This window comes from Bacillus cytotoxicus NVH 391-98 (assembly GCF_000017425.1).
In the GTDB taxonomy this organism is placed as follows: Bacteria; Bacillota; Bacilli; order Bacillales; family Bacillaceae_G; genus Bacillus_A; species Bacillus_A cytotoxicus.
The window spans coordinates 2,258,750-2,271,217 of the sequence record NC_009674.1; the positions used below are offsets into that span (position 1 = coordinate 2,258,750).

Here is a 12,468-nt window from a genome sequence, read left to right on the forward strand (position 1 = left end):
ATATAATACGTTTAGAACTTCATAATTTTAAAATTTTTTAATAATTTGTAAATAATTATAATATAACTAAAAAGAAAAGGAAACCCTTACATTTTTAGGGAAACCTCTATAAAAATTTCTAATTCGCTGTTTTTACCTTCTACTTCCGTTAACTTTTTCTCCTTATTAGCTAAATGCTCTTTTGTGGTAACCAATTCATTCGTAATTTCGTGTAGTTTTGAACGAGTGCTTGATTGAATTGATTTTGCAATTCCTGATTTTCTAATACTTTATCCAATTTCTTTTCTAATTCCGACTTTTCTTCTTTTGAAACAAATAAATCAAGTTCTCCATTTCGCTATGATCGAACTTAATCATAAGATCATTTTTGTCCCTGTATTTTTTCTTTAATTGCTTTTAATTCCTCTATATTTTTCTTAGAATACCTGCGGTGCCCTCCCTGACTTCGCTCTGTTTGTATATTAAATTCATTTGACCATACTTTTAATAAATCGGGAGCCACCCCTAAACAATCTGCAACAATTTTCGGTGTATACATTTTGCACTAAACATTACGCGTGAGTGATCTACTCCAACTCGAAACACAAACCATAATAAAATTAAAACGGAAAAAGAGAAAAGAATTCAAAATCAAAGAAGGAAAAACAAAGAAAGAACGCATGATTAACCTTACTTCCATTTTTGATGAAGTATACTCTTATGCTCAAACTCTAGATAATACCTGGTTATTTCCTTCTCGAAAAGGAGACAAACCCATTAGTAAGATCCAGGCTTATCGACAATTGCAAAAAGCCGGAGATGTTGCTATGTTGCAAAAAATACTTAATCACAGTACACCACAAATCACATTGACTTATATCGGAATCAATAAAGAAGCGAAAGATAGTGTACTAGATACATTTTGTATTTAATTCAATTTGTAATAAAGAAACTATATTTCCAACAATTTCTCACGTAATATCAATTCATTTTCAGTCATGTAACCTCTGTGTAATTCTTCTACAATCTTATCGCAATTAAAGCATAATACTTTTTCATCACCTAAATAACCAACTGGATAAGGAACACCTACATAGTCAAAATCACGTTTATCTGCTGAAATAACCATTCTTCCGATAATCATAATGATTGGTTCTACACCTTCTAGTTTAACAACTGAGCCAATAGGTAATAGTTTCATTTATTTGCTCTCCTTTTTCTTTTTATATCTGAATATAAATTCTAAAATAATTATAAAAGCAAATCCAATAGATAATTGAATGACTGTAAAAAGGATTTTTTCTTTTGAAGAAGCTTCAGGTAAATTCCATATTACTACAAGGGGAATAAGTACCCCAACAATTTATTCATATTTTGAATTCCCCTATCACATAGGTAATATCATTTCTTGTTAAATTTACTATGTACCAATTCAAAAAACTTATTTGCACCAAGTGAAATTGCACCAATAATAAGAACCCCAATAATAAAATAAATCTTTTTAAATACACTGTAAGGAGATAAAATAGCAACTACAAGAAGTATTATAATTGCAACGAATGTGACTAATTTTCCAACTTTAAATGCTTGCATATCAGCTTTCCTCTTTCTTTGTTTTTTCAAATTTGATAAATCCTCCAAGGCCAAACTCTTCCCCAAAGTATCCCCCGGTTTCAGCTCCAAGCTTTACTTTATAACCGAATGTACCTAATCCTAATTCCCCTTTTGCTATTACATCATAGTCTCCTATAAATGGAACGAAATCTGGGATATGAAAAAGATTTAACTCTGTTTCATATTTGTTAGCAGTAAGTTCCGATGCAATTTTTAATGTATATTGATCCACACCTGTTGTAAAGTTTGCTTCGCCAAACTTTTGAGTAAGGGTTAACTCTTGCGGAGTAAACCTAATAGGTCCAATGGGCCCAATAAAAGTAGTAATTGGAACCTTTATTTTTGTTATTTTAAAGGAGTTTTCTAAAGCAGATCCCTCTATTTTTGCTCCAATAATATTTCCAGCCACTAAATCATCTTTAGCAGCATCAACAGAAAAAGGTACATTTACATCTATTTTTCCAGATAAACCTTTCATGTTCAACTCGCTGTTATTACCAAGAGGCTCCTTACCATCAATCACAGAACCTTCTAAAACTCCTCCAACACGATCTCCATCTTTCCATTCTGCTTCACCTGTAAAATATTTAATGTTATCCTTATCATCTTTTTTAGTTCCTGCCTGTGCTATTTTATTAGCTTCACGAGTTTTCGTTTCTGTAATTTTTTGAATAGATATTGCCCATCCCATGTTCAACACTTGCGTATCAAATATGCCGCTAACGGCATTAAAACCTTTTCCACTTTGAACTTCCACAAGGCCTTGCGCAATACTAGTTGCTAATTGAATTGCTGTACTATAGTTATTGCTAGATGTTTGATTAAATTCATATAGATGATCTAGCTTTTCTTGCAGTTTTTGCCTCATAGCAATAAAAAGATTCGCCATAGCTTCCATACCCGAGATTGGCATAGCTTGACTCATGGCCTCCATATTTACTTTCATTCGATCAATTTCTTGAATTTGTTCTCGTAACTCTTGTTCGATGACATCAGTTGAAGCTACCTTTGATTGAAATTGACTTGGAAAGGTATTATTTTGGCGGATTAGTTCTTCACATAATTAAATAATACCTTGCGCTAAAGGACGAAAGGTTTGTACAAAAAATGATTTTGCACTACTATATGTTTGTCCTTGTAAAACCGTATCGATTGCAAAAGCGTCAATCGACTGGATCGCTTGTTCCATACCTTGAATGGTAGCAGTACATACAGCATTCATACTTTGAGTTTGGTTTTGTACTTCTCCCAAATACATATTTAAACTCATGAATTGGTCTCCTTTACTAATTTTTGTTTCTGATAAGAAAAATCATTTTCTAAATCCCTAAGATCTCGTTTCTCTTTAAACAATGTTTCTTTTTGGTTTTCCAATTCAAATGTAAGTTTTCGCTCAATGTGTTGTGCTTCTTGACGCATATTCATAAAAAAATAAGATAATTCTTTATCACGATGCCAAGTTTCTAAAATTCGATTAAATAAACGATTACTTCTATTTTTCCATTCATAAAAATCTCGTTCCACATGTTCCTGAGTTTGAATTGCAAATTGATTTCGATCCTGTTCTTCGAATACACTTTGTAATTTTTGATTCAATTGATTAATTTGTTTTTCAATATCTTGACTCATCTTTTTCCACCTACCCTTTTACTTTTATCAGATGGTCACATTAGCGAACAGTATTATGAAGTTCATTATCTATTCTCTCAAACTCGTTAGCTACCGAGTGAATATTATTAATCGATTGTTGAAAGGCAGCAAGAAATTGTCTCGTCAAATCTAAAACTTGTTGATTCGCTTCTTGTGCTTTGAAATTAACAGATAATGTTGTACGTGTCGCCTTTGTTATAGAACGACTTGTTACACCTTGAATCCTGTCAGAAGCTGATCTCATTTTCGTAGCAATTTGAGTTGTTGTTTGTAAATTACTTTGAAATTGTCCCATTCTTTCAAACCCTTCCTATAATTTCTCCAAACATATCCAGGGAATTTCAATAAAATAAATGAACTTTACTTATCAATATCACCTTTTTTAAATACCTATCCAATCTAAAAACTAAGCACGCAATCAAATGAGCCATACAATATAAGTTGTATGGCTCATTCTAAGTTCTTGTTATATAGAATAGAACGTTTTTTATTTCAAACCAAAATTACGTGATAATTCTTCATCATGAGAAGCAACAGCTTCTGCAGTTTTATTAAGCTGCATATTAATGTCTTGTAATAACTGTGCGAAATTCTGTACTTTTGGTTTTAATTGATTAAACTGTTGGTCAAAACCTTCAAAAGCACGGCCTTCCCATTCTCCTCTTAATTCATTCTGTAAGATTAGAATCTTAGTTTTATATTTATTTAATCTCATAAATTATTACTTATCCAAAACTTTTTGGGCTATTAATGTTTAGCATATACAAGCTTAATAGATTAGATTAAATTTTTTATTCACTAGAGAACTCATATACAATTATATCAAGATTGAAATCGCGAAGTTGTAGTTAAAAATATCATGTATAGTAGAACAATAGCGGCTATTGTCATGTAGGATATTGTTAATCCAAATGCATCTGTTATAGTACTGCTAGCTATTGGCCCAATCATCATACCAATTGAATAAACTGTATTATAAATGTATACTATACTTTTAAATTAAGAGGATAGCTCCTTTAATGTATCCTGTAATTTAAATTTTTTAAGTTGATAAGAAGCAATTAATCCTGCACATGTCCCCAATAATATACTAATTACGACTAAAAATACTATTTGTACATAAGGAATATCTATCACACTTAAATCCAAACTAGGCAAGACAATATAGCTAAATATTATTCCTCCTAGCACCCCAATAACACTCGCTATTAGCCCTAAAAAAGTCCCTTCTAACCAAATAATTTTTTTCATTTGTCCTGGAATTGCACCAACTGCTCGAATCATACTAATTTCAGCACGACGTTCGTATATACTTGCTATAATTGCATTCATCAAACCAATCCCGGAAATTATAAAAATAATACCAACCAATAGCTGAATTAATAGTAACATTTGATTTAACAACGTTTGTTGCTCTCTTAATAAATCTGTACTATTAATAAGTTCTATATTGGCTCCATTTTTTATAACTCGATTAATCTTCTGTTCTATACTATTAATATTTTTATGAGGATCTATCATTATTTCTATAGATTCATAACCTTTTATATGAAAATTCTTTTTTCCCCATTCTTCATTAACTAATACTGCCCTTGTATTCATTTGTAAATTTTTTTCTAATATTGACGTAATCTTAATAAATTGTGGCTTATGATTTTGCGATTGAATTTTAATTTTATCATTCAATTTTATTCCTAAATAATCAGCTGTTTTCTTTGAAATAATTCCCTCACCATTTTTTAAAGGTTCCTGTAAACTTTTCCCTGATACTACTTTTATTTTTTTAATCTTACTAAATTCAACCAGATCTACCCCAGAAACCTCTATATTTTTAAAATCAATATTTTGTTTACGCATATAGTCATACCATTCAGGATCAGACTTTTTAAAATCGTAATCAACTAATTGAGATTGAGTATCCGTCGCTATAGCAACAACATCTTTCACACCTTCTATCTGCTTAACTTTTTCTAACCATTCAAAAGGAATATATTCATTCCCACGCATTAACATTGGAATACGAATAACTAAGTCTGAAGGCATACTTTCCTTTATCCCTTGTTTCATACCTTCCTTCATTGAATTCATATACATACTCCCTACTAAGGCTAACATAAATCCAAATGATATTATTGCAACCGATATTGCTGCTTTTTGTCGATTACGAATTACATTTCGGCTACTTATAGAGGTTTCTATACGAAAGAAAATTTGGAACGGTTTCGTGATTATAGGTGCCATAACTCGAATAATAAATGGTATGGAAAATAATAAACCTACCACAAATAAAAATGTACCTATAGGACTAATATTTATTTTGAAAAACTTCTCTGTGAAACTTGCACTTACTCCAATAGCAATACCCAATATCGCTATAAAGAAGCTAATTATACTTATTTTTTTCTCTTTTTCTTCGGCAGAAAGAAATCCAGGTCTAAAAGCTTGTACAGGAGGAACTTTTCTTATTGACATCGCTGGAATAATTGATCCTACTATAGACATAATAATCCCCAAAATTAAAGTCAAAATTAATAGATTCCATGGGATTATAAAAATTTCGTTATCAACACTTCCCACACCTATCCATCTATTAATAAGTCCAGCAGCCAAACGGTAAAATAAAGTTCCAGATAAAACTCCTACTAAAGAACCTATACTTCCGATTATTAACGATTCAATTATTACTACACCAATGATTTGTGTAGATCCACTACCAAGAGCACGTAATAAAGCCCATTGTTTAAATCGATCACGTACAGACAAGAAAAAGCTTCCCATGACTAAAAGAGCTACTACAAATAATGCAACACCACCTCCCCCCCAGATTAAAGGTTTCATTACATTTAAACGATCAAAGGCTTTCTCTACATATACACGCTGATCAATTTTCACATCGCCCAGCACACTTTTGATTTCAGAAACTAAAGATTTTTCTTCACTAGCATTGACTGTTTTAACTTGCACTAAATTATATTTTTTTTTCAAATTTAATTCATCTTGCAGCCATTTAATAGGAAAAAATGCAGTTTGCTTCATTGCAGCCATTGTAGGTGGATTAAGAATTCCAACTATTTTCACTGTTTTTTCATTAAAAGGTGGGAAGGGCATTTTGATTTCTTCACCTAGTTTAAGGTTGTTTTTTTCTATATAAGACTTTGTAAGTGCAACTTCAGCTCCTTTTTCTGGGTACCTACCTTGAACAATCTTATAAGAACGAATTTCAGGTGAATTTTGCTCAACTCCCCAATATGATGGCTGATTTGAGATTTCTGGGTTATTAGGTATTACATATGGGATCAATACCTTCGATACAGTTTTCAAACTTACAAGTTTTTTTATTTTATTTACTTCTTCATCATCCAAATACTTATCATTCTTTAGATAACCAAATTGAAAGTTATAGTCACCATAGTTATTAATAACTTGCTGCTTTACAGTTTCTTCTACAGATTTATTTCCAAGTAACAACATGGTGGCCAACATTACACCTAAAGCCGTACCAAGGATAATGAGTATTGTTCTTAAATGATTTTCTTTTATTGACTTTAACGCATATTTAAAAGTCCACATTTACAGAACCTCCTATCCTACTGAAAATATTTGTTCATAATTTCTTGAATACGTTTAACTTTTTCATGAATATTTTCTTTAGTCTCTCTATATTCATGAATTATTGCACCATCTAATAGGAAAACTACTCTATCTGCATGAGCTGCTACAAAAGGATCATGTGTTACTACCACAGCTGTTTGATTTAAATCATCACAAGCATCCCTAAGTACGGTAATTATATTTTTACTATTTTCCGAATCTAAAGCACCAGTCGGTTCATCCGCTAATATAATTTCTGGATTATTTGCAAAAGCCCTAGCAATTGCAACTCGTTGTTGTTGACCTCCAGAAAGTTGGGAGGGTAGATTTCTTTCTTTCCCTTCTAAGCCAACAATTTTTAAAAGCTTCTTTGCTTGTTCATTTGCTTTTTGTTGTTTAACACCATCTAATAATAATGGAAGCGCAACATTTTCTTCTGCATTAAATATCGGTATAAGATTGAATTGCTGAAAAATAAACCCAATCTTTCTTCTTCGGAATAACGCCAATTCCTTTTCATTTAGCATTGAAATTTCTGTATCCCCTATGTGAATTACCCCTGCAGTTGGTACATCTATCCCTCCCAATAATTGTAATAATGTAGTTTTACCTGATCCACTTGCACCCATTATACATAAGAATTCACCTTGCTTTATTTCAAGGTTTATCCCTTTCAAGATATTTATCATTTTCCTTTCAATAGTAAATGATTTCTCTAAATTTTTAACTTCTATAATTCCCATAAAAACCCCCTATATTACTTAGATATAACTGTAAACGCCAAGGAGAATTTCACAATTTCTGCTAAGTTTCCTTTTACACATTAGATTACGCATAGCCCACTTGATATGGAGCCTCTACAGGTATGATAAACAGCCTTGAAGCCTTAGTAATAAAAGAACCATGGCTGATTCTACAAGGCTATCATACCTGCTTCTCCAAATAAAGTGGGCGACAAATGTGGATAAAAATGTAAAGTTCATATTAGCGAAAACTGTAAAATTTATTCTGGCGTTTACAACTACTTAATTAGAAATTAAGCAATCCTTTTATAAACATGTAAACGATTTCTTTTTAATTCGAAGTACTATAATAAGCAGTAGTTTTATTAGACATATGTATTTCTACTGGCTAAAACAAACTGATTTAGCAACACTTTATCTGTAACACGAGTACCACCAATATTAGAATCTAAATCAAATCCTTGTTTTTTCCATGCTTGCCAAACTAACTTAGAACAATAATATTCACTTTCAGACCATTTAGTTGTCCATATTGTGTATGGTGATCCTTCTTTACTAAGTGCAAAATCCACAGTATTTGTAGTTTGGCCACCTTTAGCACCATTTACAATTAAAGCTACTTCAGTTTTATAGTTTCTCCATTTATTCGGTCTTCTCTTAACACCATATGTAGGAGTAGCATCAATCATATAACTTCTATCCCAATCTACAATAGCTGTATGACCATGCTGAAATCCCCAAGTATTTGAATAAAATATCTCCAGCTGACCCTAAAGCATCACCATAATAAGGACTCGTATTGGCAATAGAAGATTGTTGTTTTAATCCTTTATTATTAATTTTATTTGATTTAGTAAGATTTGAAAGATATTCATGTTTTTCTGGATTTTCTTCTTTTAATCTCTCTACTTCTTGATTTAAAATTGGAGAGTTTTTAATTGAATAACCATCTTTTTTCATTTGTGATAAAACTTCTTTTTCTTGTTTAAAGGCTGTTTCCTCTGAGACTTTCCAAGCTTTTTCTAACAATTCCTTATCTTGATTACTTAAATTATTTACTCCTTCTGAAGAAGCTTCAGCACTTGTGAAACCAGAAAATAAAATTCCAGCTGCTACTAAACCACTTAAAACCTTCCTATAATTTAACAAAAAACCCTAACCCTTCCTTTTTCCACTTCTCCCTTCGACAATTATACTATTTTTCAGCAAATTATTCACCATTTTTAAAAATATTTCCTAATCAGAAAATAAAGACTAATCGAGTAGGAGAGGGTGATTAACCCTCGACCTCTCACACCACCGTACGTACGGTTCCGTATACGGCGGTTCAATTAAGTCTGACGAATCATTGAATATCTATTACTCAAACTTCTGAGCCCTAGACTTTCCCAATACGAATTGTCTAGGGTTCTTTGTAGAATTGGACTTTTTGAGATTCTCCAATATTGTTTTCTAGAGTTCCCCCATTCGTATGCTATCTGTTTGGAAATACCGAAAGATTGAAGCTTCTTCCTTCTTGTTCTTGGTAACTTCCATTGTTTCCACACAATCATCCGAAGTCTTCTCCGAGTCCATTTGTCCAATTCTTGAAATATGGTTGGTGTGTCACTTCATGCATAATATCCACACCATCCAATTAGATATTGATTGAGTTTCTCCATTCTTTGTTCCATTGATATAGATTTTGACCTCGCTGTAAGTTCTCGAATTTTCTTCTTCACTCGTTTCTTACTTTCGTTGGAGATTCTAATCTTTACTTCTTTCCCTAACGTGAAGCTAAACCCAAGAAAATTTCTCTTCCAAGGTCGGTCAATTGCTGACTTCTCTTGGTTTACCTTTAACTTTAATTTCTTTTCAATGAAGGTTGTAACCGATTCTTTCACACGGATTCCAGCTTTTCTTGATTTCATGTAAATATTACAGTCATCCGCATATCTTACAAATCGGAGACCTCTAGCTTCTAGTTCTTTATCTCGTTCATTCAAGAGGATATTCGATAATAGGGGGCTTAACGGTCCACCTTGTGGTGTTCCTTCGTAAGTGTCTCTTACTACTCCACTTATCATTACACCCGATTGTAAGTATCTTCGAATCAGTCGAAGTATTCGTTTGTCCTTCACTTTCTTTGCGATAATTGCCATCAATTTACCATGGTTTACTTTGTCAAAGAATTTCTCTAAATCCATGTCTATTACCTATTTGTACCCTTCCTTTATATACATTCTCGCTTTCCTTACGGCATCATGTCCTCTTTTATTCGGGCGAAAGCCATAGCTATTTGGTGAAAACGTAGGATCAAATATGGGAGTTAAGATTTGAGAGATTGCTTGTTGGATGAAGCGGTCTGTCACGGTTGGGATACCTAATACCCTTACTCCTCCGTTTGGTTTCGGGATTTCGATACGACGGACAGGAGAAGGTATATATGTTCCTTCCTCAATTTTGCTCGCGAATGATTTGCCAATTCTCGTACACATGCCTTCGTAGGAATGTTACGGGCATGTTGTCGATTCCATGACTCCCTTTGTTCGACTCTTTTCAGAGCCATGATTAAGGTTTCCCGTGACAATAGTTGTTTCATCAACATTTTGATATTCCTTTCTTCGTGAACGTTACTTTCTGTTTGTGCCACTCTTTACTCAGCCCTCTTGAAGTCCCCCATGTATTCACCATTTCCTCCTCCAAGTAAGTCCGTTTGGATTGTCTGCTTCTACATAAAGAGTGAACGCCCAGTGTAATGTTCTTCCTAATTGTTCAGTCCTTCCCTATCTTTGCGCCGAGATAGGTACTATGACCTCTGCTAACTTCTGATTGTTCAGCTTACTTTCATAAGTAAGGTTATCAAGTTCACTTGACGTATCAATTAGACCTCCCCAGGTAAGCACATATTCTTCCTCTCCACCTATCTGCTTCATTTACTCTGTATCACCTTTGGCAGTAAGGACTTTGATTTGTTTAGCAATCTCATCCAATGATACCTGGCCTCATATGAAGTTCGTGTTCCTCAGACCGGAGATTTGCCGCCGACTTCCTTCAGATTCCGCGTCACCACGGACACCCTTGTCTTAAGCTAATCGTTACTACTTCCTTCACAATTCGGGACTTGAACCCTAGAAAATATGCACATGCTGTGCGCACTAAAAATAAGAATCCTTGTATTGACAAGGATTCTATAAAAAATTTGCTACCTATAATAGGACGTTATATTAACCTTACATGCATATAGTATTCATCAAGATTAATCTTTACAATTAAAAGAAAACTAAATTATATCTTTAATGTTAAGCTATCCCACAATTAATAATTCTAGTTATTTGACATATTTAAGTGAGGGTTAATCTGAAGCTCTTTTAGCAAATTCGAAAAGTTCGAATCGATGAAAGTTGATCATTAAAATCTAAATGCGTATGAAGATTAACCACACGTGAATTGTTACCTCTAGTTATTAGTAAAATAATCCTACCTTTGAAGCCTCTATGCTCATACAAAGCTACTAAAGATCTAGGTGGGCATCTTACAGAAGAAATTTTATCATTCCACACATCTCCGACGTATTCTACATCATTTCCTAGATTTACATTAAATGACGAACCAGTTGCGTTTATATGTTCAAAGAATTCGACTGTACTTTGTCTAACATCTATATTTTCATAAGAATCAGGATTGTAATTACTTGGATTGTAATTACTTGGATCATAGTTATTTGGATTGTAGTTATTTGGATTATAATACATAAACATCTCTCCAATACTCTTTTTTTAGGCTATATTAATCATCTTAATATTAATTATTGATACAACTTCGCAGTCAATGACATTATATTTAACTGTAAAGTTTTTAGATAATTGTCCATATAAAATTGGATGAATGCCTTATTAATCCAAAGCTATGCTTTGGATTAATAAAAAAAATACCTAACTAAAATACAAATGTTAAAATGTCCATATTCCACCTAATAACAAAGTCTATATGTTTTAATTGATGAAGTATTGTCCCCCCAACCACCTTCTACAAGATTAAAAAGTTGAGGAGAATTCCCTGTATTTACAAGATACCTAACTCTCCCCCCGAAACCTCTATGTTGATATAAAACCACTAAAGTAAGAGGTGCAACAAGCACAGAAGAAATTCTATCACTCCACCAGTCTTCCAAAACTTCTTTAAATTCTCCTGAGTTCATTGTGAAAGAAGAACCTGCCCCATTAATATGTTCATAAAAAGTGTTAACAGGACCACGAAAGTTTAAATTATAACTATATTGGTCATAAAACATAAAAATCCCTCCAATACACTCCATTTCCTATAAAACATATGCCCATTTACAATTTATGTATGGGCGATTAACCAATCAATATTTAACTTTTTTAAATAAATATCTAAATTAAAAAATCTAATAAATATCTTGTCTATTTAGTACTTTCCCCCTAGACAAGTAAAAACTTAAAACTACCCAATCACATTAGATAAATTACTCATAATCTATAATTTGAATGACTATGTAAAACTCTTAAAATACCTTATAAAACCTTAATTTACACTTAGATTAATATATGAATTAAAGGGAGAGAAAAAACTATGTACTGTATAAACTGTTTTCCAGTACTTGACTGTGCTTATTTTGGAAATAGACCGATTTGCTATTATAAACAACAATGTACCATAAAGACTTGTCCAACTATACCAGAGATTCCGATACCAATACCCGGTCCAGAACCATTAGGACCGGTAGAAATGTCCTCAAATTCTCCTGCAATCATGTGATATTCATCTGAACCAAGTTGTTTTGCGCGTTGCATGCAAATAACAGGAGGTGATTTCTACACCTGTCAAAGAGTATGTAAGCCCATTTACCAGTAATTTCACGACATAACTTGGTGGTTGGCTGGGGTAA

11 protein-coding genes and 5 pseudogenes are annotated in these 12,468 nt (G+C 32.7%); 1 reads left to right on the forward strand and 15 read right to left on the reverse strand.

Annotation, left to right across the window (positions count from 1 at the left end):
* Window positions 1-92 precede the first annotated feature (92 nt).
* A pseudogene (locus BCER98_RS11060) lies at window positions 93-538 on the reverse strand (MerR family transcriptional regulator); the annotation flags it as partial.
* A gap of 13 nt (window positions 539-551) precedes the next feature.
* Between BCER98_RS11060 and BCER98_RS11065 the strand changes: the two are divergent.
* Window positions 552-911, forward strand: a pseudogene (locus BCER98_RS11065) (tyrosine-type recombinase/integrase); the annotation flags it as partial.
* Between the two features lie 20 nt (window positions 912-931).
* Here the strand turns inward: BCER98_RS11065 and BCER98_RS11070 are convergent.
* From BCER98_RS11070 to BCER98_RS22550, 14 genes and pseudogenes are all read right to left on the reverse strand, one after another.
* Window positions 932-1,180 carry a DUF4176 domain-containing protein gene (locus BCER98_RS11070; protein ID WP_000771612.1) on the reverse strand — a complete coding sequence of 83 codons (249 nt, stop codon included), beginning with the start codon at window positions 1,178-1,180 and terminating at the stop codon, window positions 932-934.
* 200 nt (window positions 1,181-1,380) lie between these two features.
* Entirely contained in the window at window positions 1,381-1,572 is a 192-nt protein-coding gene (locus BCER98_RS11075) for a hypothetical protein (protein ID WP_041809839.1), read from the reverse strand.
* A gap of 652 nt (window positions 1,573-2,224) precedes the next feature.
* A pseudogene (locus BCER98_RS23490) lies at window positions 2,225-2,863 on the reverse strand (T7SS effector LXG polymorphic toxin); the annotation flags it as partial.
* Window positions 2,860-3,222, reverse strand: a complete 363-nt coding sequence (locus BCER98_RS11085; protein ID WP_012094619.1) for a DUF3958 family protein — start codon at window positions 3,220-3,222, stop codon at window positions 2,860-2,862. The gene BCER98_RS11085 and the pseudogene BCER98_RS23490, both read right to left, overlap by 4 nt.
* A 40-nt stretch (window positions 3,223-3,262) precedes the next feature.
* Complete coding sequence (locus BCER98_RS11090) at window positions 3,263-3,538, reverse strand: TIGR04197 family type VII secretion effector (protein ID WP_012094620.1); 276 nt, start codon at window positions 3,536-3,538, stop codon at window positions 3,263-3,265.
* Between the two features lie 192 nt (window positions 3,539-3,730).
* A pseudogene (locus BCER98_RS11095) lies at window positions 3,731-3,922 on the reverse strand (WXG100 family type VII secretion target); the annotation flags it as partial.
* A 320-nt stretch (window positions 3,923-4,242) separates the two neighbouring features.
* Entirely contained in the window at window positions 4,243-6,813 is a 2,571-nt protein-coding gene (locus BCER98_RS11100) for an FtsX-like permease family protein (protein ID WP_012094622.1), read from the reverse strand.
* Between the two features lie 17 nt (window positions 6,814-6,830).
* Complete coding sequence (locus BCER98_RS11105) at window positions 6,831-7,577, reverse strand: ABC transporter ATP-binding protein (protein ID WP_012094623.1); 747 nt, start codon at window positions 7,575-7,577, stop codon at window positions 6,831-6,833.
* 365 nt (window positions 7,578-7,942) lie between these two features.
* Window positions 7,943-8,266 carry a YiiX/YebB-like N1pC/P60 family cysteine hydrolase gene (locus BCER98_RS11110; RefSeq protein ID WP_012094624.1) on the reverse strand — a complete coding sequence of 108 codons (324 nt, stop codon included), beginning with the start codon at window positions 8,264-8,266 and terminating at the stop codon, window positions 7,943-7,945.
* Between the two features lie 7 nt (window positions 8,267-8,273).
* Window positions 8,274-8,726, reverse strand: a complete 453-nt coding sequence (locus BCER98_RS11115) for a hypothetical protein (RefSeq protein ID WP_012094625.1) — start codon at window positions 8,724-8,726, stop codon at window positions 8,274-8,276.
* A gap of 182 nt (window positions 8,727-8,908) precedes the next feature.
* Window positions 8,909-10,164, reverse strand: a pseudogene (gene ltrA / locus BCER98_RS11120) (group II intron reverse transcriptase/maturase).
* A 763-nt stretch (window positions 10,165-10,927) separates the two neighbouring features.
* Window positions 10,928-11,311, reverse strand: a complete 384-nt coding sequence (locus BCER98_RS11125) for a beta/gamma crystallin domain-containing protein (protein ID WP_041809842.1) — start codon at window positions 11,309-11,311, stop codon at window positions 10,928-10,930.
* Between the two features lie 218 nt (window positions 11,312-11,529).
* Window positions 11,530-11,850 carry a hypothetical protein gene (locus BCER98_RS11130; protein WP_048723789.1) on the reverse strand — a complete coding sequence of 107 codons (321 nt, stop codon included), beginning with the start codon at window positions 11,848-11,850 and terminating at the stop codon, window positions 11,530-11,532.
* A 367-nt stretch (window positions 11,851-12,217) separates the two neighbouring features.
* A complete protein-coding gene (locus tag BCER98_RS22550) occupies window positions 12,218-12,373 on the reverse strand; it encodes a hypothetical protein (RefSeq protein ID WP_012094627.1) in 156 nt (51 codons plus the stop codon).
* Window positions 12,374-12,468 lie beyond the last annotated feature (95 nt).

Excerpts from the sequence above, each read along its gene's own strand:
- BCER98_RS11090 (WP_012094620.1), bottom strand. The coding sequence starts at position 3,538 with ATGGGACAATTTCAAAGTAATTTACAAACAACAACTCAAATTGCTACG.
- BCER98_RS11085 (WP_012094619.1), bottom strand. The coding sequence starts at position 3,222 with ATGAGTCAAGATATTGAAAAACAAATTAATCAATTGAATCAAAAATTA.
- BCER98_RS11100 (WP_012094622.1), bottom strand. The coding sequence starts at position 6,813 with ATGTGGACTTTTAAATATGCGTTAAAGTCAATAAAAGAAAATCATTTA.
- BCER98_RS11070 (WP_000771612.1), bottom strand. The coding sequence starts at position 1,180 with ATGAAACTATTACCTATTGGCTCAGTTGTTAAACTAGAAGGTGTAGAA.
- BCER98_RS22550 (WP_012094627.1), bottom strand. The coding sequence starts at position 12,373 with ATGCAACGCGCAAAACAACTTGGTTCAGATGAATATCACATGATTGCA.
- BCER98_RS11110 (WP_012094624.1), bottom strand. The coding sequence starts at position 8,266 with ATGATTGATGCTACTCCTACATATGGTGTTAAGAGAAGACCGAATAAA.
- BCER98_RS11105 (WP_012094623.1), bottom strand. The coding sequence starts at position 7,577 with ATGGGAATTATAGAAGTTAAAAATTTAGAGAAATCATTTACTATTGAA.
- BCER98_RS11125 (WP_041809842.1), bottom strand. The coding sequence starts at position 11,311 with ATGTATTATAATCCAAATAACTACAATCCAAATAACTATGATCCAAGT.
- BCER98_RS11130 (WP_048723789.1), bottom strand. The coding sequence starts at position 11,850 with ATGTTTTATGACCAATATAGTTATAATTTAAACTTTCGTGGTCCTGTT.
- BCER98_RS11075 (WP_041809839.1), bottom strand. The coding sequence starts at position 1,572 with ATGCAAGCATTTAAAGTTGGAAAATTAGTCACATTCGTTGCAATTATA.